At 65.5% G+C, this 25,908-nt stretch carries 25 protein-coding genes; 10 read left to right on the plus strand and 15 right to left on the minus strand.

All coding sequences use genetic code 11. The features are described from left to right. Nucleotides 1-117: 117 nt before the first annotated feature. Entirely contained in the window at nt 118-1,005 is an 888-nt protein-coding gene (locus tag BM118_RS11415) for a 50S ribosomal protein L11 methyltransferase (RefSeq protein ID WP_092185257.1), read from the minus strand. Between the two features lie 164 nt (nt 1,006-1,169). Here BM118_RS11415 and BM118_RS11420 point away from each other — a divergent pair, with 164 nt between their 5' ends. Then, nucleotides 1,170-1,325, plus strand: a complete 156-nt coding sequence (locus BM118_RS11420) for a Flp family type IVb pilin (protein WP_092185258.1) — start codon at nt 1,170-1,172, stop codon at nt 1,323-1,325. Nucleotides 1,326-1,612: 287 nt separating this feature from the next. Here the strand turns inward: BM118_RS11420 and BM118_RS11425 are convergent, their stop codons facing one another. Beyond that, on the minus strand, nt 1,613-3,223 hold the full coding sequence (locus BM118_RS11425) for a phytoene desaturase family protein (protein WP_092185260.1): 1,611 nt from the start codon (nt 3,221-3,223) through the stop codon (nt 1,613-1,615). A gap of 205 nt (nt 3,224-3,428) precedes the next feature. Between BM118_RS11425 and BM118_RS11430 the strand changes: the two genes are divergently transcribed. Then, entirely contained in the window at nt 3,429-5,708 is a 2,280-nt protein-coding gene (locus BM118_RS11430) for a spermidine synthase (RefSeq protein ID WP_092185265.1), read from the plus strand. Between the two features lie 84 nt (nt 5,709-5,792). Here the strand turns inward: BM118_RS11430 and BM118_RS11435 are convergent, their stop codons facing one another. After that, nucleotides 5,793-6,776 carry a glycerophosphodiester phosphodiesterase gene (locus BM118_RS11435; RefSeq protein ID WP_092185266.1) on the minus strand — a complete coding sequence of 328 codons (984 nt, stop codon included), beginning with the start codon at nt 6,774-6,776 and terminating at the stop codon, nt 5,793-5,795. 76 nt (nt 6,777-6,852) lie between these two features. Then, the gene (locus tag BM118_RS11440) at nt 6,853-7,632 is read right to left on the minus strand and encodes a L,D-transpeptidase (protein ID WP_244550122.1); all 780 of its coding nucleotides are present in this window, start codon (nt 7,630-7,632) and stop codon (nt 6,853-6,855) included. A 326-nt stretch (nt 7,633-7,958) separates the two neighbouring features. Here BM118_RS11440 and BM118_RS11450 point away from each other — a divergent pair, with 326 nt between their 5' ends. Continuing rightward, the gene (locus BM118_RS11450) at nt 7,959-8,282 is read left to right on the plus strand and encodes a hypothetical protein (protein ID WP_092186138.1); all 324 of its coding nucleotides are present in this window, start codon (nt 7,959-7,961) and stop codon (nt 8,280-8,282) included. 115 nt (nt 8,283-8,397) lie between these two features. Here BM118_RS11450 and BM118_RS11455 read toward each other — a convergent pair whose 3' ends face one another. Then, on the minus strand, nt 8,398-9,159 hold the full coding sequence (locus tag BM118_RS11455; protein ID WP_092185268.1) for an ABC transporter permease: 762 nt from the start codon (nt 9,157-9,159) through the stop codon (nt 8,398-8,400). Continuing rightward, the gene (locus tag BM118_RS11460) at nt 9,156-10,079 is read right to left on the minus strand and encodes an ABC transporter ATP-binding protein (protein WP_092185269.1); all 924 of its coding nucleotides are present in this window, start codon (nt 10,077-10,079) and stop codon (nt 9,156-9,158) included. Before BM118_RS11460 ends, BM118_RS11455 begins: the two co-directional genes overlap by 4 nt. Nucleotides 10,080-10,354: 275 nt before the next feature. Here BM118_RS11460 and BM118_RS11465 point away from each other — a divergent pair, with 275 nt between their 5' ends. Next, nucleotides 10,355-11,077: a hypothetical protein gene (locus tag BM118_RS11465; protein WP_092185270.1), complete on the plus strand. Its 723-nt coding sequence runs from the start codon at nt 10,355-10,357 to the stop codon at nt 11,075-11,077. A 41-nt stretch (nt 11,078-11,118) separates the two neighbouring features. On the opposite strand, the gene BM118_RS11470 is transcribed toward BM118_RS11465, so the two are convergent. Together BM118_RS11470 and BM118_RS11475 are read right to left on the minus strand one after the other, a co-directional pair. Next, the gene (locus BM118_RS11470) at nt 11,119-12,297 is read right to left on the minus strand and encodes a cytochrome P450 (protein ID WP_092185271.1); all 1,179 of its coding nucleotides are present in this window, start codon (nt 12,295-12,297) and stop codon (nt 11,119-11,121) included. Between the two features lie 18 nt (nt 12,298-12,315). After that, nucleotides 12,316-13,527 carry an ABC transporter substrate-binding protein gene (locus BM118_RS11475; RefSeq protein ID WP_092185272.1) on the minus strand — a complete coding sequence of 404 codons (1,212 nt, stop codon included), beginning with the start codon at nt 13,525-13,527 and terminating at the stop codon, nt 12,316-12,318. 99 nt (nt 13,528-13,626) lie between these two features. On the opposite strand from BM118_RS11475, the gene BM118_RS11480 reads away from it, so the two are divergent. Then, the gene (locus tag BM118_RS11480; RefSeq protein ID WP_092185273.1) at nt 13,627-14,106 is read left to right on the plus strand and encodes a MarR family winged helix-turn-helix transcriptional regulator; all 480 of its coding nucleotides are present in this window, start codon (nt 13,627-13,629) and stop codon (nt 14,104-14,106) included. Between the two features lie 10 nt (nt 14,107-14,116). Here the strand turns inward: BM118_RS11480 and BM118_RS11485 are convergent, their stop codons facing one another. Further along, a complete protein-coding gene (locus BM118_RS11485; protein WP_092185274.1) occupies nt 14,117-14,794 on the minus strand; it encodes a TetR/AcrR family transcriptional regulator in 678 nt (225 codons plus the stop codon). Between the two features lie 147 nt (nt 14,795-14,941). On the opposite strand from BM118_RS11485, the gene BM118_RS11490 reads away from it, so the two are divergent. The 3 genes from BM118_RS11490 (at nt 14,942) to BM118_RS11505 (ending at nt 17,675) form a co-directional block, all read left to right on the plus strand. After that, nucleotides 14,942-15,838, plus strand: coding sequence for a DUF3313 domain-containing protein (locus BM118_RS11490; protein WP_092185276.1), 897 nt, complete (start codon nt 14,942-14,944; stop codon nt 15,836-15,838). A gap of 62 nt (nt 15,839-15,900) precedes the next feature. Then, nucleotides 15,901-16,155 (plus strand): hypothetical protein, encoded by a 255-nt coding sequence (locus BM118_RS11495; protein WP_092185277.1) that lies wholly within the window; start codon nt 15,901-15,903, stop codon nt 16,153-16,155. Between the two features lie 584 nt (nt 16,156-16,739). Continuing rightward, nucleotides 16,740-17,675, plus strand: a complete 936-nt coding sequence (locus BM118_RS11505) for a LysM peptidoglycan-binding domain-containing protein (RefSeq protein WP_092185278.1) — start codon at nt 16,740-16,742, stop codon at nt 17,673-17,675. 186 nt (nt 17,676-17,861) lie between these two features. Here BM118_RS11505 and BM118_RS11510 read toward each other — a convergent pair whose 3' ends face one another. Then, entirely contained in the window at nt 17,862-18,935 is a 1,074-nt protein-coding gene (locus BM118_RS11510) for a tartrate dehydrogenase (RefSeq protein ID WP_092185280.1), read from the minus strand. A gap of 21 nt (nt 18,936-18,956) precedes the next feature. Then, nucleotides 18,957-20,255 (minus strand): D-galactonate transporter, encoded by a 1,299-nt coding sequence (locus tag BM118_RS11515; protein WP_092185281.1) that lies wholly within the window; start codon nt 20,253-20,255, stop codon nt 18,957-18,959. A gap of 276 nt (nt 20,256-20,531) precedes the next feature. On the opposite strand from BM118_RS11515, the gene BM118_RS11520 reads away from it, so the two are divergent. Then, nucleotides 20,532-21,449, plus strand: coding sequence for a LysR family transcriptional regulator (locus BM118_RS11520; RefSeq protein WP_092185282.1), 918 nt, complete (start codon nt 20,532-20,534; stop codon nt 21,447-21,449). A gap of 38 nt (nt 21,450-21,487) precedes the next feature. After that, nucleotides 21,488-22,312: an aspartate dehydrogenase gene (locus BM118_RS11525; RefSeq protein WP_177234212.1), complete on the plus strand. Its 825-nt coding sequence runs from the start codon at nt 21,488-21,490 to the stop codon at nt 22,310-22,312. Between the two features lie 3 nt (nt 22,313-22,315). On the opposite strand, the gene BM118_RS11530 is transcribed toward BM118_RS11525, so the two are convergent. The 4 genes from BM118_RS11530 to BM118_RS11545 form a co-directional block, all read right to left on the minus strand. After that, nucleotides 22,316-23,620 carry a PQQ-dependent sugar dehydrogenase gene (locus BM118_RS11530; RefSeq protein WP_092185284.1) on the minus strand — a complete coding sequence of 435 codons (1,305 nt, stop codon included), beginning with the start codon at nt 23,618-23,620 and terminating at the stop codon, nt 22,316-22,318. A 133-nt stretch (nt 23,621-23,753) separates the two neighbouring features. Then, entirely contained in the window at nt 23,754-23,963 is a 210-nt protein-coding gene (locus tag BM118_RS11535) for a hypothetical protein (protein ID WP_092185285.1), read from the minus strand. Nucleotides 23,964-24,204: 241 nt separating this feature from the next. Continuing rightward, nucleotides 24,205-24,831, minus strand: coding sequence for a methyltransferase family protein (locus tag BM118_RS11540; protein WP_092185286.1), 627 nt, complete (start codon nt 24,829-24,831; stop codon nt 24,205-24,207). Nucleotides 24,832-24,858: 27 nt separating this feature from the next. Then, entirely contained in the window at nt 24,859-25,890 is a 1,032-nt protein-coding gene (locus BM118_RS11545; RefSeq protein ID WP_092185287.1) for an NAD-dependent epimerase/dehydratase family protein, read from the minus strand. Nucleotides 25,891-25,908: the final 18 nt, after the last annotated feature.

Raw genomic sequence — 25,908 nt, forward strand, 5'->3', positions numbered from 1 at the left:
AGACGGGTGAGGGGTCTCTCGCGGCATTCGATGCTTTCGGGTTTGTGGCGACAACCCCTCATCCGGCGCTTCGCGCCACCTTCTCCCACAAGGGGAGAAGGGAAAAGACCGATCAGTTCACCCCACCTTCCGCAGCAACAGGCTGCTCCACCCCTCGATCCGCAAATGCCGCAGCGGCACGAGGCCGCGTGCGCGATAGGCGGCGACCACGGCGGGGGCCTGGTGCGTCAGTAGCCCGGAGAGGATGACGCGCGCCCCCGGCGCAAGGTGCCGCGCCATCGGGCTCGCCAGGTGCCGCAGCGGATTGGCAAGGATGTTGGCCAGCACCAGGTCGAACGGGCCGGCCCGGGAAAAATCCGGCGCGGCGAAGCCGGTGGCGCGGATCACCCGCACATGGTGACCGACTTCGTTCAGCCGGCCGTTCTCGGCCGCGACCCGCACAGAGGGTGGGTCGATGTCGGAGGCAAGCACGGCGCGATGCAGCGCCTTCGCGGCCGCGATCGCCAGCACGCCGGTCCCGGTGCCGAGGTCGAGCACGTTGCTCGGACGGGAACTCTTCAGGACATGGTCAAGCAGGAGTAAACAGCCGCGCGTGGTGCCGTGATGGCCGGTGCCGAAGGCGAGCGCCGCCTCGATCTCGATCTTGAGCTTGTTCGGCGCGACGCGGTCGCGGTCATGGCTGCCGTGCACGACGAAGCGTCCGGCCGGCACCGGGACGAGATCTTCCAGGCTGGCCTTGACCCAGTCCTTGGCCTCGATGGTATCGAAGGCAAGCGTGTCGGCGATGTCATTTCCTGCCGAATTTACAACGAGTTCGCGCAGCCAGGCCTGGTCGGGCGCATCCGCAAAATGCAGCGTGACGTCCCATTGTCCGTCCGGCCGCTCGAACGCGGCGACCGCCGCATCGCCCTCGAAGAACACCTCGGTGAGCACGTCGACGACACGCCGGGCAGCGGCCTCGCTGCCGATCGAAAAGCTGGCGCGATGGGTGGGGGAAAGCTGCATCTTAGGGTTCCGTCGGGTTCAATTTTTGGAACTTTTGTTCCCAATTTTTGGCACAACTTGCAGTTCCGCGATTAACCCGCCCGAAGGTCGCATCCCGTAGATTTCCGGATGTTGGGGCCAACCAACGCAGCTTGAGATAGAAATGGAGGCGAGTCTTGACGCGCATGATTTTGAAGTTCTGGTCCGATGAGTCCGGTGCGACCGCAATCGAGTACGGCCTTATCGCGGCCGGTATCGCGCTGGCGATCATCACCGTGGTGAACGGCCTGGGCACCACGATGAACGAAAAGTTCACTTCGATTAGCACCTCCTTGAAGTAATTTCCGCCTCCCATTTCCAGCGGGGGCTACCTTTCTTCGTAGGCCATGTCTGACTAACGCCCGCACGGGAATTGCTCCCGGCGGGCGAAGTCATTTTCCCGGGTGCGATTCCCGGCCGGTATCCACCGGTTGTCCGCCATTTGCCAGAACGTTATCCACCGGCTCCTCCCGTCATTGCGCGGCGGTTTTCCACCGCCTGTCCCCAGACTTGTCCCGATGGTCTGGTGCCGCCATCCTCTTCCTGGGCACACACCTGCCAACAGCCTGGCCACAGCCCGTCCACAGACCTATCCACGGCTTCCGAACAGCGAGCGGTGATCCCTCAAGATCACCTGCGCCGCATTGTGGCCGGGAGCTCCGGTGACGCCGCCGCCGGGATGGGCGCCGGAGCCGCAGTGATAGAGGCCCTTCAGCGGGCCGCGATAATCGGCATGGCCCAGCATCGGCCGGGCCGAGAACAGCTGGTTCAGCGTCAGCGCGCCGTGGAAGATGTCGCCGCCGAGGAGGCCGAACTGCCGTTCGAGATCGAGCGGGGAGAGGATCTGGCGGCCGAGCACGCTTGACGCAAAACCCGGGGCATATTTGTCCACCGTCGCGATCATGAGATCGGCGGCCTCGTCGCGATGGTCGTCCCAGGATTTTCCTTCAGGCAGCTCCGGCGCGACGTGCTGGCAGAACAGGCTCGCGACATGCTTGCCTGCGGGCGCCAGCGTGTCGTCGAGCGTGGAGGGGATCAGCATCTCGACCACGGGCTCTCGGCTCCAGCCGTGCGCGCGCGCATCGAGATAGGCGCGGTCCATGTAGCCGAGGCTCGGCGCCAGGATGATGCCCGAGGTGAGGTGATCGCCGTCATCCGGCAGCGCCGTGAAGGAGGGCAGGCGGTCCAGCGCCACGTTCATGCGGAAGGTGCCGGAGCCGTTCTTCCAGTGCCGGATGCGGGCGAGGAAGTCCTGGGGCAGGGCGTCGGCCGCGATCAGCCGCGTATAGAGCAGCTTTGGATTGACGTTGGCCGCGACATATTTCGCGCGGATCGTCGCGCCGTTCTCCAGCACGACGCCGACGGCACGGTCGCGTTCGACGATCACCTCGCGCACGCCGGCGTCCGTGTCGATCGCGACGCCGCGGCCCTGCGCGGCCCGCGCCATCGCCTGGGTGATCGCGCCCATGCCGCCGATGGCGTGACCCCAGACGCCCTTCTTGCCGTTCACCTCGCCGAAGGCGTGATGCAGCATCACATAGGCCGAGCCGGCGGCGTAGGGGCTGGCGTAATTGCCGACGATGGCATCGAAGCCGAACAGCGCCTTGACGAGATCATGCTCGAACCGCTCGTCCAGCATCTCGCCGGCCGAGCGGGTGAAGAGATCGAGCAGGCTGCGGCTTTGCTCCAGCGTCAGGCCTCGCAGGATGTTGGCGCTCTGCAATGCGTTCACGGCTTCGCGGATCGCGTTCGTGCCAAAACCGTCGAGCAGGTTCGGCGGTGCGCGCAGCACGAATTGGCGCAGCACGTCGGCGATGTCTTCCAGTTCGCGCGAGAAGCCGTCGAGTGCATCCGCATCACGCGCGCTCAGCCGCGCGACTGACGCTTTCGTCCGTCCCTCGCCGGTGAGCAGATAGCTGCCGTCCGGCGCGGGCAGGAAATTCTGCGCCCGCCGTTCGACGATGCGCAGGCCCTGCTCGGCAAGCTTGAGGTCGCGGATCACCTGCGGATTGAGCAGGCTCACGGTGTAGGCTGCGACAGAATTGCGGAAACCCGGGTGAAACTCCTCCGTGACCGCCGCGCCGCCGACCACCTTGCGACGCTCGACCACGCGCACGCGCAAGCCCGCCATCGCGAGATAGGCCGCGCAGGTGAGGCCGTTATGGCCAGCGCCGATGATGACGACGTCGGTTTCGGTCATGATTTCCCTGGCGTCATTCCGGGGCGCGCGAAGCGCGAGCCCGGAATCTCGAGGTTCCGGGTTCGATGCTTCGCATCGCCCCGGAATGACATCTCTATATCAAGCATTCCTCGCTGCAACATCACGAGACCATTTATTGCCCGTTCAGGCGTGGTGTGCTCCATTGCGCGCGCCCGGCGCCCGCCGGAGTTTAGCCGGAGATTCCATGGATTCGATCGTGCAACCCGCCGCCACGGAGCAGCCGTCGTCGTCGCGCAACCGGCTGTTGCTGGCGGTCTACACCGCTGCGATCTTCGTCAGCGCACTGCTCCTGTTCTCGGTGCAGCCGCTGTTCACGAAGATGGTGCTGCCGCGGCTCGGCGGCTCGCCGGCGGTGTGGTCGGTTGCGATGGTGTTCTTCCAGTCGTTGCTGCTGGCCGGCTACGCTTATGCGCATCTCTTGATGCAGGTGAGGAACCGGATCGTTCCGGTGGCGGTGCATCTGGTGTTGCTGGTGCTGGCCTTCGCCACGCTGCCGCTCGGCATTGCCACCGCCTATGGCGAGCCGCCCGCGTCGGGCTATGCGGTCTGGCTGCTCGGCCTGTTCGTGGTCTCGATCGGGCTGCCGTTCTTCGCGCTCGCCGCCAACAATCCGCTGCTGCAAGCCTGGTTCGTCCGCACCGGCCATCCCGCCGGGCACGATCCCTATTTCCTCTATGCGTCCTCCAACATCGGCAGCTTTCTCGCGCTGTTGTCCTATCCGTTCCTGCTGGAACCGGTGTTCACGCTGCACACGCAGAACCGCTTCTGGACCGGCGGCTATGGCCTCCTGATCGTCCTGATCGCCGCCTGCGGCGTGCTGTTGCTACGCTCGCCAAAACTGGCGGTGGTCGATGCGCGAACCGAGGAGATCAATGCGCCGGCACCCGGCCTCGTGACGCGGCTGCGCTGGATCTTCCTCGCTGCGGTGCCGTCGGGCCTGCTCATAGCCGTCACCGCGCACATCTCCACCGACGTCGCGGCGGCGCCGCTTCTGTGGGTTCTGCCGCTGTCGCTGTACTTGCTCACCTGGGTGGTGGTGTTCCAGTCGCGGCCGCTGCTGCCGCACAAATGGATGCTGATGCTCCAGCCGGTCGCGATCGCGGGCGTGGTCTTCCTGCTGGCCTTCGGCGGCGAACAGAATCTGCTTCTGACGCTCGGCGGTCATCAATTGTGCTTCTTCGTCATCGCCATGGCCTGTCACGGCGAGTTGGCGCGGACCCGGCCGGCCGCCAAATATCTCACCGGCTTCTATGTCGCGCTGTCGTTCGGCGGCATGGTCGGCGGCCTCTTTGCTGGCCTCGTTGCTCCATTCACCTTCTCGTGGATCGCCGAATATCCGATCCTGATCGCGCTCGCGGCCCTGTGCCGCCCGTCCGCCAACGAACGTCTTGCCGGCATCGTCAAATGGTACTGGCTGGCGCTCGCCGCGCTCGCGGTCGCGCTCGTTGCGCCGTCTTACACCACGGGCAGCCTCTCGACCTGGTTCGAGGATCACCGCGTCTGGGTCGCCGGCTCCGTCGGCGTGCTCGCCGCGCTGCTGACATTGGCGCTCAATGCCGGCCGCTGGAAGATCTTTGCCACGATTGCGCTCGCGCTGGCGTTGATCCGTGTCTATCCGGCGGACGAGGGCCGCGTCACCACCGTGCGCAGCTTCTTCGGCGTCCACAAGATCGTGGAGACGCCCGGTGGCTATTTCCACGTGCTGATGCACGGCACCACGATCCACGGCGCCGAGCGCTTCCGTAACAATGACGGCACGCCGGTCACCGGCCGGCCCGAGCCGATCACCTACTATCACAAGGACGGCGGCATCGGTCAGGCCATCACCGCGCTCCGCGAGCGCAAGGGCGCGCCGCTGAAGGTCGCCGCGATCGGCGTCGGATCGGGCACGCTGGCCTGCGCCGCCGAACCGGGGGAGAGCTGGAAATTCTTCGAGATCGACCAGTCGATGGTCGACGCGGCGCGCGACCCGAAGAATTTCCGCTACATCTCGAGCTGCCTGCCGGACCTGCAGCCGGTGATCGGGGACGCGCGCCTGACCTTCGCGAAGGAGCCGGACGGCGCCTATGACTTGATCATCGTCGATGCCTATTCGTCGGATGCGATCCCGATCCATCTTGCGACCGAGGAGGCGATGAAGATCTACAAGGACAAGCTCGCGCCCCAGGGCGCCGTGGTGATGCACGTCTCCAACCGGCATCTCGATCTCGAAACCGTCGTGGTCGGCATCGCCGATGCCAACGATCTCAAGAGCTGGGTCTTCAACGAGGATTCCGGGCGGGATGGCGATTACATCTTCTCGACCGACGTCGTGATCTCCGCGCGCGAGGAGGCCGACGTCGGCAAGATCGCCTCGTCCAAGGTCTGGGAGCAGACCGAAGCCGACGACAGGGTGCGGGTCTGGACCGACGATTATTCCAACATCCTCGGCGCGCTGTATCGGCGTTTGAGGGACGGGGAGTAGGGCCGCTTCATCCGGGCTACGTGCTGCGCGCAGATTTACAAGAGGTCGTCATGCCCGGGTCCCGGCCATGACGACGGATAGACCTTACGGCGCCACCGGCGTCCCTGCGGGCAGCGCAATTCCCCTCTCGCCCGCCACCTGTCGCAACAGGTCGGGCCTATCCGAGATGATCCCGTCGACGCCGATCTCGATCATGCGCGCCATGTCCTCAGACTTGTTGACAGTCCAGACCACGACGCGCAGCCCGAGCCCATGAGCCTCCGAGACGAGTGCCGCTGTCACATCGCCGAAATAGGGCGACCAGATCGCGCCGCCCGCAGCCTTGATGGTGCGCGGCAGCGAGCCGCCGTGATCGGCGGGACTGAAACCCGCCGTCCAGTTGGTGGCCTTGTCCAGCGCGATGGTCTGGCCCGAGCCGCGCTGGAGCGTCAGGTACACGGTCGGAATGTTCGGGGCTTGCTGCTGGACGAGCTGCAAGGTCCTCCAGTCGAACGACTGGATCATGACGCGATCGGAAAACTTCTCGGCCTCGATCAGCCCGAGCAGTTTGGCGACAAAGCCTTGCGGGTCGAGGGATTCGTCCGGGTGGTTCGGATCGATCTTGGTCTCGATGTTGAAGCGCACGCGGTCGTTGCCGGACTTGCGCACCAGTGCGAACAGCTGCCTCAAGGTGGGAATGCGTGTCCCCGGCACGGCGCGCTGCTCGGGGAATTGCTTCGCGTAAGAACTGTCTGGCCGGATCTGGCCGACGTCATAGCTCCCGATCTCTTTGAACCGCAGTTTTACGAGGGGCGTACCGGGCGGAGCGACATAGGCGCCGTTCGCGTCCCGTGCGAGATCGGGATTGAGCCCGCGTTCATGCGAGATGATGACCTCGCCATCGGCGGTCACGCCGACGTCGAGCTCCAGCGTATCCACGCCCATCGACAGCGCGTTGGCGAAGGCCGGCAGGGTGTTTTCCGGCAACAGCGCCCGGCCGCCGCGATGCGCCTCGAGATCGAAGGCCATGGCCGGTCCCGCTGTCAAAACCCAGAGCAAAGTCAGAAAGGTCGTGGCACGTGATGACATGGTGCCTCGAATGGCGATCGGGTGTTCGTGCTGACCGGCGAGGGGCCGTTGATGGCGACGACCGACGGCCACCACATTAGTTCTGATAGTAGTAGCCGCGCGGCTGGTAGTACTGCCGGAGCTGCGGCTGATAATAGCCCTGCTGGCCGTAGCCCTGATTGTAGTATTGCTGCGCCGGCTGATGATAAACCTGCGCGTCATAGAGCGGGCGGCTGGCCGAGCGCGGCGCCGGATAGCGCGCGCCGGTGTCGCTGCCGTCGGCCGGGTAGATGTAGTTGTCGTCCTGCGGCATGTAGCGGCGGGCGGGCTGCGCCGGTGGCGTCAGATTCACGGGATCGCCTGATGTGGCGTATTGCTCTTCGGCCGGCTGCGGGGCGCGGGCCACCGCATTGTTGGTGCGGCCGCGCGGATTGCGCGCCAGCGCCACCTGCGCCGAGCCGGTCAGCGTCACCGTGGTGTTGAGCACGCCCTGCTGTTGCACCAGCGCATAGAGCGTCGATGCGTTCTGGCGCGACAGCCGCACGCAGCCATGGGAGGCCGGCGCGCCGAGCCGGCCGACCGAGTCCGTGCCGTGGATGGCGTGCCCGATCTTGGTGAAGAAGATTGCGTGCGGCATCGGCGCGTCGTCGAATTCCTTGGAGTAGTGATCCTCTTCCATGCGGAAGGCGCGGAACGCTCCGTTCGGCGTCTCGCGCGAGGGAATGCCCGTCGACACCGGCCAGCGATAGCGCGCGACGCCGTCGACGGCGACGGTCATCTGCTGATTGTCCTTGTCGACGGTGATCTCGACCTTGGCCTGCGCGGTGCCCGCGCTCAAAAGCAGCAGGGATGTGAAAGCAATAAAAAACGAACGCATCTGAAAACGCATTTGAGTTCTGGCCTCCGGCCTGTTCACGCAAGCGCCGCGGCTCTCCGTCCCCCGGCGTGCACTATGCCTGCAACCCGGCTTTCGTTCCAGCAGCCGACCCAGCCATCGTTAACGTGATGCCGGGCGTAAGCAAGGCCGCTTTGTGCCGCGCCGCCCGCGGCGATGCTGACATTTTCGCGAGCGGAGATGCGTTCACGACGCCGACAATTCGTCACAAAGGCGCAACCATTTGGCCGCTCAGGGCGTTGATGATGGCCTGCCCGACAGGCGGTTTTCGCCGCCGTTTACCTCGTGTATTTCCCTTGGGATCGAAGATGAACAAAGTCCGTATCGCCGCTGCGCCATTGCCGGCCGGCTTACCTGTCCGCCTGCTTTTCGCAGCCGCCGCCATCCTGCTCGCACTGTTATCGCTGCCGCAAGCTGGCCATGCCCAGGGCATCGTGCGCGGTGCCCAGGAAGGCGCCCATGAAGGCAACCGCATTGCCGGCCCGGTGGGCGGTGTGGTCGGAGGCGCGGTCGGCGCCGGTGTCGGCGGCGCCGTGGGCGCGGTCGAGGGCGTGCTCGGCATTCCCCACCGTCACTACCGTCACTGCCGTGGGTATTATGACGGCTATCACCGCTTCCATTGCTATCGATAGTCGCCGGTCATTCCGGGGCGCCCGAAGGGCGAACCCGGAATCCATTCATCCACCAACCCTGTCGCACGATGGATTCCGGGCTCGTGCTTCGCACGCCCCGGAATGACGGCAACGGTCAATTCTTCAGCCGGTACCCGGTGCGGAAAATCCACCAGATCGCGACCAGGCAGATCAGCAGGAACGCCGTCGTCATGCCGATGCTGACGGATACGCTCACGTCGGCAATCTCGTAGAAGCTCCAGCGGAAGCCGGAGATCAGATAGACGACCGGGTTGAGCAGCGCCACCGTGCGCCAGGTGGGCGGCAGCATGTCGATGGAATAGAAGCTGCCGCCGAGGAAGGTCAGCGGCGTCACCACCAGCATCGGGATCATCTGCAGCTTCTCGAACCCGTCGGCCCAGATGCCGATGATGAAGCCGAACAGGCTGAACGTCACCGCCGTCAGCACCAGGAAGGCAAGCATCCAGATCGGATGGTGAATATGCAACGGAACGAAAAGCCCGGCGGTGGCGAGGATGATCAGGCCGAGGATGATCGACTTGGTCGCGGCGGCGCCGACATAGCCGAGCACGATCTCGAAATAGGAGATCGGCGCCGACAGGATCTCGTAGATCGTGCCGGTGAATTTCGGGAAGTAGATGCCGAACGAGGCGTTGGCGATGCTCTGCGTCAGCACCGAGAGCATGATCAGGCCCGGCACGATGAAGGTGCCGTAGCTGACGCCCTCGACCTGGCTGATGCGCGAGCCGATCGCGGCGCCGAACACCACGAAATAGAGCGAGGTGGAGACCACCGGCGAGACGATGCTTTGCAGCAGCGTGCGCCAGGTGCGCGCCATTTCGAACAGATAGATGGCGCGGATGGCGCGATGATTCATGACGTCCTCACGAGATCGACGAAGATGTCCTCGAGCGACGATTGCGTCGTGTCGAGATCGTTGAAGCGGATGCCGGCGGTGCGCAGGTCGCTGAGCAGGCTGGTGATGCCGGTGCGCTCGCCCTTGGTGTCGTAGTCGTAGACCAGCGTCGCGCCGGAATCGCAGAGGTCGAGCTCGTAATGGCCGAGGCTCTCCGGCAGCGAGGTGATCTTGTTCTGCAAATGCAGCGTCAGCCGCTTCTTGCCGAGCTTCTGCATCAAGCTCGCCTTGTCCTCGACCAGCACGATCTCGCCCTTGTTGATGACGCCGATGCGGTCGGCCATCTCCTCGGCTTCCTCGATGTAGTGCGTGGTGAGGATGATGGTGACGCCGGACTGCTGGAGGGTGCGCACCACCTCCCACATGCCCTTGCGCAGCTCGACGTCGACGCCGGCGGTGGGCTCGTCCAGGAACAGGATCTGCGGCTCGTGCGAGAGCGCCTTGGCGATCATCACGCGGCGCTTCATGCCGCCGGAGAGCGTGATGATCTTGTTGTCCTTCTTGTCCCACAGCGAGAGGTCCTTGAGCACCTTCTCGATATGATCAGGGTTCTTCGGCTTGCCGAACAGGCCGCGGGAGAAGCTCACGGTCGCCCAGACGCTCTCGAAGGCGTCGGTGTGGAGTTCCTGCGGCACCAGGCCGATCAGCGAGCGCGCCTTGCGGTAGGAGGTCCGGATGTCCTCGCCGCCGACGAGGACGCGGCCCTCGCTCGGGTTGGCGATGCCGCAGATGATCGAGATCAGCGTGGTCTTGCCCGCGCCGTTCGGCCCGAGCAGCGCGAAGATCTCGCCGCGCTTGATGTCGAGATTGACGTTCTTGAGCGCCTTGAAGCCGGACCCATAGGTCTTCGACAGATTGGCGACGGAAATGATGGAGGACATGATGGCCGGCGGGATGGGGAGGGGAGGCTGGAACCCGCCCGGGCGGGCAGGTCAGCGGTGCCCTGACATAGGGATGCCCTTGCCGTGTCGCAATTGGCCGGAGAAAAATGGTCTCAAAACAGGCCCTTCGGTGGTAGGTTCCGGGCAAGTGTTGCGCGATGGTCACGGCTTGCGGCTAAGATTGTCGCTCACGCGGCTCTTTGTTGCGTCTGCGAGCGGGCCATGGCTACGATTCCGGCCGATCGCAAAGCGTATTGTCCCCAGGGAAACCATCGATGAGACCGAACGGCCGTCACACTGCCGGCGCCAGCCAGTTGCCCGCCATCCGTGTGTGGGCGATGTGCCTGCTCCTGCTGTCAGCTGTTGCCATGAGCCCGACCACCGCGAAGGCGGCGCCGAGCCAGGCAGCGGCCGCGACCACGCATGTCTACCTGCTCCGTGGCGTGCTCAACATCTTCTCGCTCGGGCTCGACACGATCGGCTCCCGGCTCCAGGCGCAGGGCATTCCGGTAACGGTTGCCAATTTCGTCTCCTGGTCCTCGCTCGCCGATGAGGCCGCGACCGCCTACAAGGCCGGCCGCATCAAGACCATCGTCCTGGTCGGCCATTCCTCGGGCGCGACTGCGCTGCCGGACATGATCGCCAAGCTCAACCAGCTCGGCGTGCCCGTGAAGCTCGCGATCGGCCTCGACTCCGTGTTCAAGACCAGGCTCTCGACCGGCGCCGAACGCTACATCAACATCTATATCGGCGATGGTCCCGGTGAGCCGGTGCGGGCCGCGGCCGGCCTGCGCGGCAAGCTCGACAATGTCGACGTGCGCGGCACCGGCGTCGGCCACATCTCGATCGACAAGAACGAGGCGATCCAGCGCCGCGTCATCGCCGAGATCGACGCCGCGATCATGCGCTCGCGGGCGCCCGCGGCACCGGTTGCCGCCGAACCCGGCGCACCGCGGTCAGCCCGCGCGGCAGCCGCGACGGCGCCGCCGCGGAACTGAGCGCGTCGTCCCGTCGGGATCTCGGACCCGCGTGATGCAGCCTAGGCCGCCGTCACGCGGACCGGCATGGTCTCCAGCCCGCGCAGGGAATTGTTGAGCCTGCGTCGCGGCTCCCCCACAAGCTCGATCGTCTTCACACGCCTGGCGAGCTCGCTCAGGATCAATTCGCCCTCCAGACGCGCGATCATCTGGCCGACGCAGGCGTGAATGCCGGCGCCGAAGCCGACATGCCCGGTCGCGACCCGTTCCACCTCGAAGCGGTCCGGCTCGTCCCATCGCGCCGGATCGCGGTTGGCTGAGGCCATGAACAGCAGCACCTTCCGGTGAGCCGGGATCACGCCGCCGCCGATCTCGACGTCGCGCGAGGTGGTGCGAAAGAACGTCTGCACAGGTGAATCGTAGCGCAGGCCTTCCTCGAAGGCGTTGCGCGCCAGCTCCGGCTTGTGGTGGAGCTTGCGGTACTCATCCGGGTGCGTGGCGAGCGCGAGCAGGGTGTTGCCGATGCCGTTCACGGTGGTGTCGATCCCGGCGGTGAGGAATGGCCGCACCAGATGGGTGGCTTCGTGCTCGGTGATCTCGCCCTCGTCGGCCGCCTGGTAGATCATCATGCCGAGCCCGTCGGGCCGCAGCGCATCTCGCGCGCAACATTCCATGATCCAGCTCTGCGCCGCGAGCCCGGCTTTTCTCGACGCCGCCAGCTGATCGTTCTCGGGACCAAAACTGTCGAACACGAAGGTGCTCCAGGCCAGCAGCTTCTCGCGGCCATCCGGCCGGATGCCGATCGCATCCGGAAACACTTTCATGGGATAGGCTTCGGCAAGATCGCTCACGGCATCGAACGTGCCTTTGTCGATCAGTTCCGAGACCTTCTTCTCCGCCTCCTGCTGAAACGTCTCGCGCAGCCGTCGCGCGACGCCCGGAGACAGGGTGCGGCCGAGGACCCGGCGGCCCTTGTCATGGTCGGGAGGATCGATCTGGAGTGTCAGCGGCTTTGGCAAGGCCGGGTTCATCCCGTGGAGCCCGACGCCCTCGCCACTGATGAACGTCTTCCAGTCCTTCAGGGCCGGCTCGACCTCGGCATAGCCTGCCATGGCCCACACGCCGTAACGCTCCACTTCGAACACGGGCCCGAGCGCGCGCAGCGCGTCGTAGGCAGGATAGGGGTCCGTCAGGAAGTCAGGCGCAAACGGGTCGACCGGGCTCGATGCAATGCCGCTCATGCTCAGCTCCTCCGGCCGCTATTGCTTCGTCAGCGGGCACTGCCCTTCGCTCTCGGAGCGGAACGCGTCCTCCCCCTTGATCGTGGCAGCGACCTTCAGCAGATCCCAGGCCGACGTCGATTCCTCGGGAGCCTTGACCTGGAGCAGGTAGAGCGGGTGGATCTTGCGTCCGTCCTTGCGGATGTAGCCTCTGCCGAACAGTGGATCGTCGGTCGGCGTGTCCTTCATGGCGACGACGACGGTCTTGCCGTCCTTGGCGCCGCCGACCTTGTCGACCGCCTTGAGATAGTGAATGACCGACGCATAGACGCCGGCCTGCATGTCGTTCGGGTAGGCCTTCGACGGAATGCGTTCGGCGAAGCGTTTCGCGAAAGCGCGCGTGCCCTCGTTCAGATCCCAGTAGAACGGATTCATGATCTGCGCGCCTTGCGCAAATTTCAGCCCGAGCGCGGGGAGGCCGTTCATGCCCAGGATCAGTCCGACGAGCTTGTGGTCCCTGGTCAACCCGAACTCGGCGGCCTGCTTCATCGACGTGATGGTATCGTCCCCGGCATTGGCGAAGCCGATGACGTTTGCGCCCGAAGCCTGGGCCTGGAGCAGGAAAGAGGCATAATCGGCCGTTCCCAGCGGATGCCGCACGCTGCCGAGCACTTCGCCGCCGGAGGCTTTCACGGCCTCTGCCGCCTGTTTCTCCAGATCATGTCCGAAGGCGTAATCGGCAGTGATGAAGAACCACTTCTTGCCGCCCTGCTGCACGATCGCCTTGCCGAGGCCGCGCCCGTAAGCATAGGTGTCGTAGGTCCAGTGCACGGTGTTCGGCGTGCATTTTTCGCCGGTCAGCAGCACCGTTCCGGCGCCCGAGCCGACGAAGACCTTGTTTTTCTCCGCGCTCATGCCGGCGACGGCAAGCGCGATCGACGAGTTCGGAATGTCGAAGATCGCATCGACGTTCTCGTTCTCGTACCAGCGCCGGGCGATGCCGATCCCGATGTCGGTCTTGTTCTGGTGATCGGCCGCGACGACCTCGACGGGCTTGCCGGCGGCCTTTCCGCCATAATCCTCGACGGCCATCTTGGCGGCGACGACCGAGCCGATGCCTTGATAGCTCGCGAACGGACCCGACTGGTCGTTCAGGATGCCGATCTTCACGACGTCCTGAGCGAAGGCCGGCGCCGCGGCGGCCAGCATCACGGCCGACATGCACAATTTGTGCAGGAATTTGCTGTTCATTGTGTCCCTCCCATGCGCGGTCTTGGTGCCGCTGAATAATAGTTATATTTTATAGCTATTTTCGAGAGTGTCAATTCGGCTGGCCTTTGGAATGAGATCATGAGCCCGAAAACCGCCCGACCCGGAGCCAAGTCCGCTCAGCAGCCGGAGACATCGCTGGATCTGCGCGCGCTCCAGCGCACGCCCGGCTTCATGCTGCGCCTCGCGCAGCTGAAATTCTTCGAAGGCTTTTACGAAGAGTTTGCCGCATTGGGGCTGACGCCCGCGACCTATGCGATCTTCGCCGTCATTCGCGACAATCCCGGCGTGCCCCCGAGCAGCCTCGCCAGCCTGCTCCGGCTGCGCCTGCCCAACCTGATCAAGATCCTGAACGAGCTCGAATCGTCCGGCTTCATCAAGCGCAACCGCTCGAAGTCCGATCGCCGCGCCGTCGAGCTCATGCTCACGCCAAAGGGCGCAAAGCTCATTCAGGAGGGGGCGAGGCTCACGGAGCCCTATAACCGGAAGATGCTGGCCCCGCTCAGCGAGGCCGAGCAGCGCACGCTGCTCGAACTGCTGAATCGGCTTCTGCCGCTTTAGGGTTGGGCCCCTATCGCTTCCTGACCAGTTTTAGGGGACGACTGGTCCCTTGAGGGCGCGGCTTGCGCGCGGCGCTCTCGGTTTCGGGTGGCCTCAGGAAGCGGACGAGCATTGTCCTCAAATGCTCCACGTTCCGCCCGATATCCAGCTTCGGATTGCGGATCGGCATTGCGCGGGATCCGTCGATCAGGGCGATCAGGATGTTCGCCGTCGCGTCCGGATCGAGTCCTGAATCCACCCGTCCCTGGTCCTGCGCCCGGCGCAGGAAGTCGGCCCACATAGCGCGGACTGCGGCGGTGTGCCGTTCAATGATTTTGGCGAATTCCGGATTGCGCGCGGCTTCCGCGAGGCCGTCCAGATTGAGGATCTGGGCGGGACGAAACCGCAGGCTGGTTTCCTCGATATCGACGAGCAGCGCCTCGATCACGTCGGGGGCCGCGAGAATCTTTTCGAACCGCTCGGCCGAACGCGCCAGACCCAGATCGATCATCGCCTCGATGATCGCCTCCTTGCTCGGAAAGTAGTGATAGAGGTGGCCGGGACTGATGCCGGCCTCGGTGCAGATGTCCGTCGTGCTGGCGCCGCGGAAGCCGTCCCTGATGAAACAGCGGATCGCCGCGCCGAGGATCTCTCCGCGCTTCTGCTCATGCTTGACGGGGTCGACTTTCCTCAAATCGGACATCTCCATTCACACTCGCCCCGTTTAGCACGACGATTCGCCACGAGAAAATCAAAATTAGAGAGTTCCATCTATTTATGTTGACGGGTGTCGCGGCGCGTGAGAATGACAATTAGAGCGATCTCTCTAATAATCCGTCGATGCGGGAATGGGACCATGCGCTTTCCACGGACGGCCCTGATGAGTGTCGCGCTGGCGCTGGCTCTCGGTGGGTGCGCGGCCGCGCCGCTCGAACGGGCCGGCTCGCTCAGGAGCTACGACCGGATGTCGGATGCGAACGGACTGGTGACGCGATCGCAGATTCGCGTGAACAAGAAGGACGTGCTGGCGGCGAAAACGATCCGGATCGCATCGACCGTCTTTCCCGCGCGCGCCGATGTTCCTTTGAACGAAAAGGAGCGGCGGCTGGTTGCGAACGCGATCAGCCGCGAGTTGTGTCTCCGCTTGAGCGAGCGCTTCCGCATCGTCTCCTCCGATGACGACGCCGACCTCACGGTGCAGGCGACGGTGACGCATGCCACGCCGACCAGCCCGACCGCCTCCGGTGCATCGAAAGCCTTGGCGATTGCCAAGACCGTCGCGCTTCCCGGCGTGCCCGTGCCGGTGCCGCGGCTCCCGGTCGGGCTCGGCGGTCTGTCGGTCGAGGCGGAGGCGCGCGACTTCGCCGGATTTCAGAAGGCGGCGATGGTCTGGGCGCGCAACGCCAATTCCATCTCGAACTCTGCACGGGTCGCCAACGAAGGCGATGCTTACGATCTCGCCGCCGATTTCGGCGCGGACTTCGCCAAGCTGGTCACGACAGGAGAGTCGCCGTTCGGCGGTGTCCCTGCGCTGCCGCCGATGGAGAGCATTCCCGTGCGGCTCGGCCGCACGCCCAAATATGTCGCCTGCGAAGCGTTCGGCCGCTTTCCCGGGATCACGGGTTTCGCGGGGCAGGGGCTCGGCCTGCCGCCGGGATGGACGGATTCCGGCGCCAAGGAGAGTCCGAGCAACAACCCGGCTCCGGCGCCGCCGCCGCCAGGTCCGAGTTCAGAGCAGGTGCTGACGCAGTGATGCGGCTGCACTCCCTGCGATATCCAAGCTCGACATATTTGTAACCGATCAGAGTAGAGAACATGCTGACATCCGGAACGACACGCCCCTCCCTGCGTACTGTGCGCCAAGGCGCAGCGCGCGGCGACGTGAGCGCGGGGAGCGTTCCCCTGTTCACGGCTGATGAAGCGTGGAGCCGGGCGATTGCGGATTGGCGTGCGGCCGGCGAGACAGATGATCGGGACTCGTTGCTCGAGCCCGGCTTCTGGATGACGGCCCTGGTTGCGTTCCTGCCGACGGTCGCGGGCTGCCTCTATCTCTTCCTGACCCAGGGATGAGGTGCGCATCGAGCGCGGCGCCGGGGACAAGCGATGCATTCACGATATGAGTTGGCGCGGTGCGACCACCGAAGGCCCGTCGTCGGCCATCGCAGATCTCTGGCGGCCTTGTCCGCCGTCTTGACCCTGTTGCTGGCGGGATGCGCGTCGAGCGCAAATCCGCCTCCCGTCTATCATCCTCCGCGCGCTCCAGGCGCCAAGGCGGTGCAGGAGGGCGTTCGGAAAGGCGCCGCCGAAGCCAAGTTGACCGGGGGGCTCGAGACATCTGGTGTCCGTCATACAGACCACGGGCCTGGATCGTATTTCGTCTGCCTGAGGCAGCGCGGTGGTCCGTCCGACAGACAGCCCGCTTATTCGGTCTTTTTCGACGATGACGCCTACAAGGGAATCCAGAGTTCGGTGATCTCCGATGCCTGCGAGGCCCAGCCATGGGTTCCGTTCAATTGATAATGCCTGGCTGCCCAGAATGAGCGCCAGGCCCGACGGGTGCTACGGGCCCGGTTCCGTGCCCCAAAATCCACCCAATCGGTGGTCACTAAGCCCCGGGGGAGGCGGCGGCCTCCCGTGGTGGGACTGCTGGACGGATGATTGATTTGAGGCGGCTAGTCGTGCTGGCAGCGGTTGCGCTGCTCGCCTTGAACACCGGCACGGTCGTGGCCTCACCCGCCAAGTCCAAGCGCGCCGCGGTCACGGCTATCGCGCCGCCGCCGGCTGCTCCTGTCGAGCCGCTACCGCCGCCGAAGATCTACCTGTTCCGCGGCGCCATGGGGCCGATCTTCTCGACCGGCATGGACAGGCTGAGCGAGAAACTGACCAAAGCCGGCTTCTCCGCCGATGTCTACGAATTCACCATCTGCCGATGGATCGGCGATCGTGCCATTACCAGCTACAAGGAGAGCCCGGCGCCGATCGTGCTGATCGGCCACTCCATGGGCGGGCTGTGCTCGGTCGTGATCTCCGAGATGGCGGCCAAGGAGAACATCCCGATCAGCCTCGTCATCGCCATCGATCCCGCGCATGCGACCGGCGACGTGCCGCTCAATGTCGAGCGCTTCATCAACATCTTCCTGTCCGACAGCGTGCTCGGCGGCGGCGATGTCGTGGCCGTGCCCGGCTATCGCGGTCATTACGCGAGCTACGATCTCAAGGAAAACAACCGCGTCTCGCATATCAACATCGAGAAGTCCGACGACATCCATCGCCAGATCGTCGAGATGGTGACGCAGCTGCCACGCATTCCTGTGCAGGCCCAGGCCGATGCCGTGCCGCTGCGCTATCTCGTGCCGGCGAATACCCTGGTGGAATTGTGGGACTCCGGCGTGCGGGTGCCGGTACGCCGCGGCGACACCATGGAGAGCATCGCCGCAGCCAATCGCGTGCCGCTGTGGTCGATCGCGCAGAGCAACTCGCTGGCAGAGAACGCGCAGCTCACCCCCGGCCAAACCATCATCGTCCCGCGCCATCTGACGCCGCCGGAGCCGACGGCAGCGCTGGCGACGCCAGCACCGGCGCGGCGGTAGGGACGTTTTTCGCCTCTCCCCGCTTGCGGGGAGAGGCCGGAATACGCGCGCAGCGCGGATTCCGGGTGAGGGGGACTCTCCGCGAACTCAACGTTCACCGACCCCGCGGAGACTCCCCCTCACCCCAACCCTCTCCCCGCAAGCGGGGCGAGGGAGCACAGCGGCGTTGCCGCGCGGGCTTTGGCCTCACACATTCGACCCGTGGATCGCGTCGATCACGGCGTCGGTCACTTCCTTCGTCGTCGCCTTGCCGCCGACATCTGGCGTCAGCACGCCGGCTGCGCAGACGCGCTCGACCGCCGTCATCAGCCGCAATGCGGCGTCCTTCTCGCCGAGATGCTCCAGCATCTGCGCGCCGGTCCAGAAGGTCGCGACCGGGTTGGCGATGCCCTTGCCGGTGATGTCGAAAGCCGAGCCGTGGATCGGCTCGAACATCGAGGGGAAGCGGCGCTGCGGATCGATGTTGCCGGTCGGCGCGACGCCGAGGCTGCCCGCGAGCGCGCCGGCAAGGTCGGAGAGGATGTCGGCGTGCAAATTGGTCGCCACGATGGTGTCGAGGCTCTTCGGGTGCAGCGTCATGCGCACCGTCATGGCGTCGACCAGCATCTTGTCCCAGGTCACGTCCGGGAATTCGCCGGCGACCTCGGCCGCGATCTCGTCCCACATCACCATGCCGTGGCGCTGCGCGTTCGACTTGGTCACGACGGTCAGGAATTTGCGCGGACGCGATTGCGCGAGCTGGAATGCGTAGCGCATGATCCGGGTGACGCCGACGCGGGTGAAGACCGCAACTTCAGTGCCGACTTCCTCGGGCAGGCCCTTGTGGGCGCGGCCGCCCATGCCGGCATATTCGCCTTCGGAGTTCTCGCGCACGATCACCCAGTCGAGATCGCCGACGCCGACATTGCGCAGCGGCGAGGCGACACCCGGCAGGATCTTGGTCGGCCGCACATTGGCGTATTGGTCAAAGCCCTGGCAGATCGGCAGGCGCAGGCCCCACAGCGTGATGTGGTCGGGCACGTCGGGCGCACCGACCGCGCCGAAATAGATCGCATCGAACTTCTTCAATTCGCTGAGGCCGTCGGCCGGCATCATCACGCCGTGCTTCTTGTAATAGTCCGAGCCCCAGTCGAACGTCTTGACGTTGAAGGCGAGGTCGCCGCTGCGCTTGGCCAGCGCCTCCAGCACGCGGACACCGGCCGAGATGACCTCGGGGCCGATGCCGTCGGCGGGAATTGCTGCGATCGAATGGGTGCGCATGAAAATGCTCCGTTTGAGAGATCAGTGGGATTGCGGGACGGGTTCGACGGGCGCGGTCTGCGCACGCGACAATAGCAGGGTGAGGACCGCGGAGAGAACCAGCAGGCCGGCGACGAAGTAGAGCCCGCCATTGAAGCTGCCGGTCCGGTCCTTGATCCAGCCGATCATGGCAGGCCCGACGAAGCCGCCGAGATTGCCGATCGAGTTGATGGTGGCGATGCCGGCTGCGGCCGCGGGACCGGACAGGAACAGCGTCGGCATGCTCCAGAGTGGCGGTTTTGCCGAGGAGATGCCGATGTTGACGAGCGCAAGCGCAACCAGCACGGCGACGACGCCGGTCGCAAGGCCAGCATAGGCGAGCCCGGCCGCGGCGATCAGGCAGGCCCACACCACATGCCAGGTCCGCTCGCCGGTGCGGTCCGAATGCCGCGCCCACAGGATCATGGCGACCACCGCGGCGGTTGCCGGCAATGCGTTGAGGAAGCCGACCTGGAGCGAGGACAGGCCGAACTGCTTGATGATCTGCGGCGCCCAGACGCCGAGCGTGTAGAGGCCGGCCGAGGTGCCGAAATAGATCAGCGCCAGCGCCAGCACACGCGGATCGGCAAGCCCGCGCCAGATGCTGTGGCTCGCGGTTGCGGCCTTGCTGGTGGTTTCCGCGTTCATGGCCTCGACCAGCCAGCGTCGCTCGTCATCAGTGAGCCATTTCGCCTTCTCGGGGCGGTCGGTCAGGAAGCCCAGCACGACGAAGCCGAGCAGCACGGCCGGCAGCGCCTCCAGCACGAACAGCCATTGCCAGCCCTTGAAGCCGAGCAGGCCGTCCATCTCCAGCAGCGCGCCTGATATCGGCGATCCCAGCACGGTGGAGAGCGGCGCGGCCGCCATGAACAGCGCCGTCACCGCTGCGCGCTGGCGCGCCGGGAACCAGTTGGAGAGGTAGAGGATGATGCCGGGAAAGAAGCCGGCTTCGGCGACGCCGAGCAGGAAGCGCAGGATGTAGAAGCCGGTCGGCCCCTGAACGAACGCCATCGCCGCCGACACGATGCCCCAGGTGATCATCACCCGCGCGATCCAGATCCGCGCGCCGATCTTGTGCAGGATGATGTTGGAGGGCACCTCGAACAGGAAATAGCCCCAGAAGAAGATGCCGGCGCCGAAGCCGTAGACCGCGGGCGACAGGCCGATGTCCTTGTTCATCGTCAGCGAGGCGAAGCCGATATTGACGCGGTCGATGAAGGCCACGAAGTAGAGCAGCATGATGAAGGGAACGATGCGCCAGGTGATCTTGCGCAGCACGCGCGTCTGAATCTCGCTCGCCACCTTGGCCTCCTGTCCCGGTTTTCTCGTTATGTCGGCGGACCCGGAGGTCTACGCCGGCCATGAGCGTAGGCGGGGGCAGGAGGCATACTCAATCGGCACTGGTTTATACAAAAAAATGATATAATCCTCGCTAGGTGAAGCGCACGGGGCTATCGCATGACAGTGTTGGGCGCCCCAAAGCCTCCACGGCGTCATGGCCGGGACGAGCCCGGGCATGACGACCTTGTGTGAATCTTCACATGCGATTGCCCTAGGCATAGACGCGAGGACCGGCGAATGGAATTGCATCAGTTGCGATGCTTCGTGGCGGCGGCCGAGCAGTTGCATTTCGGCCATGCGGCGCAGCAGCTCCAGATGCTGCCGTCTGCGCTCGGGCGCCAGATCAGGCTGCTGGAAGAGGATCTGGGCACGCGGCTGTTCGCGCGGACCACGCGCGCGGTGTCGCTCACCGAGGACGGCGCCACGCTGTTGCGCGACGCCCGCGCCATCCTCGCCAAGGTCGAGGCGGTCGAGAATAATCTGCGCAACCGCTCGCGTGCGGGAGCCGCGCGGCGGCTGCGGGTCGGCGCCATCGACAGCGCGGCGGCGGGATTGCTGCCGCCGTTGCTGCGCGATTTCCGCGACAAGCATCCTGACATCGCGGTGCAGCTCCTCGAGGACAAGACCGTCCGGCTGCTGCCGAAGATCCTGACGGGCGCGCTCGATCTCGCCTTCGTCCGTCCGCCCGACCGCGCCGACAAGCGGCTCGAATTCCGTGATCTGCTCCAGGAGACCGCCATCGTGGCGTTCCCCCAGCGCCATGCGCTCGCGGATCGCAAGTCGGTCACGCTGGCGCAGATCGCCGACGAGGCCATGCTGGTGCCGGATCGCCGCTCGCGGCCGCACAGCCATGACCTCACGATCAAGCTGTTCGAGCAGGCCGGATTGACGCCGCGCATCGTGCAGGTCGCCGACGAGAAGCAGACCATCATCCAGCTGGTGGCAACGAAGCTCGGGGTCGCGATCGTGCCGCGCTGGACCACGCGAATGGCGGTGTCAGGCGTCTGCTTCGTGCCGCTCAGGCCGAAGCAGAGCGGTCCGGTCGGCCGGCTGCCGCTCGCCGCCGCCTGGCTGCGCGGCTCGCGCGATCCGGCCCGCGATGCCATGCTGGCGGTGCTCGAGGCGCGCCTGCGCAGCTATGCGCGCGAGGCCTGAGGGGCTATGACATTGGCCTGGACAGAAGGTGGAAGGTGATGACGGATCAGAACGCTTCGCGCGAATTGCGGGTGGCCATCGCGGGCCTGGGCTCGATCGGCACCAAGATCGCGACCGCGCTCGATCAGGGCATCGAGGGGCTGACACTGTCCGCCGTCGCCGTGCGCGATCCCGCCAAGCATCAGGCATTCCTCGACGGCCTGCGTCGCCCGCCGCAGGTTTTGCCGATCGACCAGCTCGGTGAGGCCGCCGACATCGTGGTCGAGTGTGCACCGAGCAGCCAGTTGCGCGCCATCGTCGAGCCGGCAGTGAAGCGCGGCAAGGCCGCGGTCGTCGTCAGCGTCGGCGGGCTGCTCGACAATTTTGATCTGGTCGATCTTGCCCGTGCCAATGGCGGCCGCATCATCGTGCCGACCGGCGCGCTGATCGGGCTCGACGCCGTCAACGCCGCGGCCATCGGCACCATTCATTCGGTGAAGATGGTGACGCGCAAGCCGATCGACGGGCTGAAGGGCGCGCCCTTTATCGTCCAGAACAACATCGACATCGACAAGCTGCGCGAGCCGCTGAAGCTGTTCGAGGGCACCGCGCGCGAAGCCGCAAAAGGCTTTCCGGCCAATCTCAACGTCGCGGTGGCGCTGTCGCTCGCGGGCGTCGGGCCTGATCGCACTTCGGTGCAGATCTGGGCCGATCCGACCGTCACGCGCAACGTTCACCGCATCGAGGTCGAGGCGGATTCGGCGCGCTTCTCGATGTCGATCGAGAACATCCCGTCGGAAAATCCAAAGACGGGGCTGATCACGGCGCTGTCCGTGATCGCGCTGCTGCGCAAGCAGCGCGCCACGTTGTGTGTGGGAACGTAACCCTTACGCCCCCGTCACGCGCCAGATCACGTTGCCGACGTCGTCGGCCATCAGCAGCGACTTCTTGTCGGGGCCGATCACGACGCCAACCGGGCGGCCGTAGGATTCCTTCTCGTCCGGCGCCAGGAAGCCCGACAGGATGTCGCGCGCCGGGCCGGAGGGTTTCCCGTTGTCGAACGGGATGAACACCAGCTTGTAGCCGGACAGCGTGCTGCGATTCCACGAGCCGTGCTGGCCGATCGCCATGCCGTCGGGGAAGCCTGGCAGCGTGCCGGCGGGCACCCAGCACAGGCCGAGCGAGGCGGTGTGGCCGCCGAGCGCATAGTCCGGTTGAAGCGCCTTGGCGACCATCGCCGGATCCTGCGGCACGCGGTCGTCCACCGTCTTGCCCCAGTAGCAATAGGGCCAGCCATAGAAGCCGCCGTCGCGCACCGAGGTGAGATAGTCCGGCGGCGTCTCGTCGCCGAGGCCGTCGCGCTCGTTGACGACGGTCCAGAGCACGTTCGTATTCGGCTCCCACGCCAATCCGACCGGGTTGCGCAGGCCGGCGCCGAAGATGCGATGCGTGCCGGCGACGAGGTCGAGCTCATACACCGCGGCGCGGCCTTCCTCGACCTCCATGCCCATCTCGGCGATGTTGCTGAGCGAGCCGACGCCGGCATAGAGCTTCTTGCCGTCGGGGCTGGCGAGCAGGCTGCGCGTCCAGTGGCCGCTCGGCTTGAACGTGGTGAGCCGCTTGCCCGGTGCGGTGATGCGGTCGGCATTGGCGACATAGGGGAAGGCCATCACGCCGTCGGTGTTGCCGACATAGAAGGTGTCGCCGACCAGCGCCATGCCGAACGGCTGGCTGAGGTTCTCCATGAAGGCGCCGCGAACTTCGGCGACGCCGTCGCCGTCCTTGTCGCGCAGCAGCGTGATGCGGTTGGCGGAAACGCCGAGCGCGGCGGCGCGCCGCATCGTCGCCTGCATCGCGTAGTGAAACACGCTGCGCGGGGCACCCGCGATCTGCGTCGCTTCCGCGATCAGAACGTCGCCATTAGGCAGCACCTCGATCCAGCGCGGATGGTCGAGGCCGGTCGCGAACGCGTTGACCTTGAGCCCTGGCGCGACGGTCGGTTTCTGGCCCTCGCTCCAGCCGCGCGCGGTCGGCATCTTCAGGGTCGGGATGGCGCCTTGCGGTTTCGCCTCGGGAATGGCGGGCGTCTGACCCCAGGCCGGCGCGGGCTCCGTGCCCGAGAGCTTCCGCCATTGCAGCGCGATGCCGCCGAGCAACGCAACGAACTGCGCAAAGATGCTGGAAAAAGTCATGAGAGGCCCCTGTGTGCGCGCGCATCCAACTGGCTGAAGGGGCAGACGTCAACCTGTGCGGCGCGCCGGCCGGGCCTATTCCCGTGGAATGGCAGCCGATCGAATTTGCATGGCAGGGTGAAATGGCCGCGGATCAGCGGCCGATCTGCCGCTCCAGCCGCCGTGCCGCGCGAAAATCGTTGAGGTGATGGATGTTCGGCGTCAGCGCGGCCTCCTTGGACAGGAGATGATAGACCCGCGCCACCGTGCGCTGCTTCTGCTTCGGCCGCCCCGGGGGCAGCGCCCGCGCCTTTCGCGCGGCGGCAATGGCGTGCTCGCGAAAATAATCGTAGGCGTCCGACATGGCGCGATGCTCTGCGGTCAGTGCGGTGTCGAGGGGTAACGGGCGAGCGGAAGGGCGGTTCCTGGCAAAGGCGCGCTGCCTCCACCACGTCGTCCTGGCGAAAGCCAGGACCCCATACCGCGGAATCTATCGATTGGGGATGGTGGGAGTACCGAACGACGAATCTTCGCCAAACTCCTCCTTGGGTAATGGGTCCTGGCTTTCGCCAGGACGACATCGGAGGATATGGCGGCTTGTTACATCACCGCGGCGACAGGAACGGGATGATCATCGGCACGCGGCGGCAATAGGCGCCGTAGGCGTCTTCGCCGAGCTCCTTCGACAGGAACACCTCTTCCATCCGTCCCTTCTGCCACATGCCGAGCGAGATCAGGATCGCGCCGAGGATCGCGGTCACCGTGCCGACCGCGATGCCAGTCGCCAGCATGCCGGCGATCAGGCCGGTGTAGATCGGATGACGGACGATGCCGTACGGGCCGGTGTCGATGACGCGGTGGTCTTCCTTGTGGGTGATGGTGTTGGACCAGAATTTTCCGAGATGCAGCCGTCCCCACCAGGTGAAGGAGATGCCGGCGAGCACGATCAGCGCGACGATGTAGACGCCAATGTTGCTGAACACCCAGAGCGGCTTCTCACCCAGCACTTCGGCGGTCCACGGCGTGAACAGGATGCCGCCGACCAGGATCGGGATGCGATAGCGGCCGGACTCCAGCGTCATCACCTGCTTTTGCGTGCGGCCCTGCCAGAACGAGGCGCCGACCCAGCTTGCGAGCCAGGCGAGCCAGATCAGGGCGAGCAGTTGCGTCGGCCAGGTCGTGGTCCAGCCACCCCAGGCGACAGAGAGAATCTTGCTGAAATCGAAGGACATGAAGGTTCTTTGCGTTGGGCGGCGGCGTTAGCCCGCGCGCGAGGAGAGCGCGTGTTGCTCGATGGCGCCGGAGGGCAGCACGCCGCCGCGGGCGAGCAGATGGGTGATGGTTTCACGCAGGACCGGCTCGATCGGGCGCGGCGAGTAGCCGAGCTCGGTCCGCGCCTTGCCGATCGAGAGATCGCTCGCGGCGAGCGCAATGCGCACGCCCTCTGCGGTGCCGTTGGGCGGCCGGCGCGTGAAGTTGTCGGATAGATATTCGAGCATGATGCCGGAGAGTTCGGCGATCTTGCCGGGCACGACGATCGGGAACTGCCGGCGGCCGCTCATCGCCGACATCATCCGCAGGATGCGGCCGAGCGGGACGCAGTCGCCGCCGAGGATGTAGCGCTGGCCGATGCGGCCGCGCTCCATCGTCAGCACGAGGCCCATGGCGACGTCGCGGACATCGACGAGATTGACCAGGAAGTTGAGATGCGGCTGCACCTTCTTCTGGAGGAAGTACCAGAGCATCGCGGTCGGCGGCGTCAGATTGTGGTCGGCGGCTCCGATCGGCATGGTCGGCGTGCCGATCACGAGCGGAAAGCCATTGGCCGCGGCCTTCGCGGCGTGGTGCTCGGCGAGCGACTTCGACCGCGTATAGGCGCCGGGCATCGCGTCGGCCGGCTGGAGTGCCTCCTCGGCGGGAACGCCGTTGAGGTCGGCATAGGGGAACAGGATCGATTCCGTCGAGCAGTGCAGGAAGCGCGACACGCCGCGCTTCATCGCAGCTGCCAGCACGACCTCGGTGCCGCGGAAATTGACGTCGTGAAAGTCCTGCTTGTTGGCAACCCACATGCCGGGCAGGCCGGCGAGGTGATAGACCTGATCGACGCCGGCCAGCGCGGCATCGACCGCGGCGCCGTCCAGCACCGAGCCGTGAACATAGTCGACGTCGGCGTTCGCCGCGGCCGGCGGCCGGACATCGAGAACACGCACCCGCTGCCCACGGGCGCGGAGCGATTCTACGAGATGATGTCCGATGAAGCCGCTGCCACCGGTAACCAGTACGAGAGCCATGAAGAAGGTTTGCTGTTT

It is taken from the genome of Bradyrhizobium sp. cf659, assembly GCF_900113725.1.
Lineage (GTDB): Bacteria > Pseudomonadota > Alphaproteobacteria > Rhizobiales > Xanthobacteraceae > Bradyrhizobium.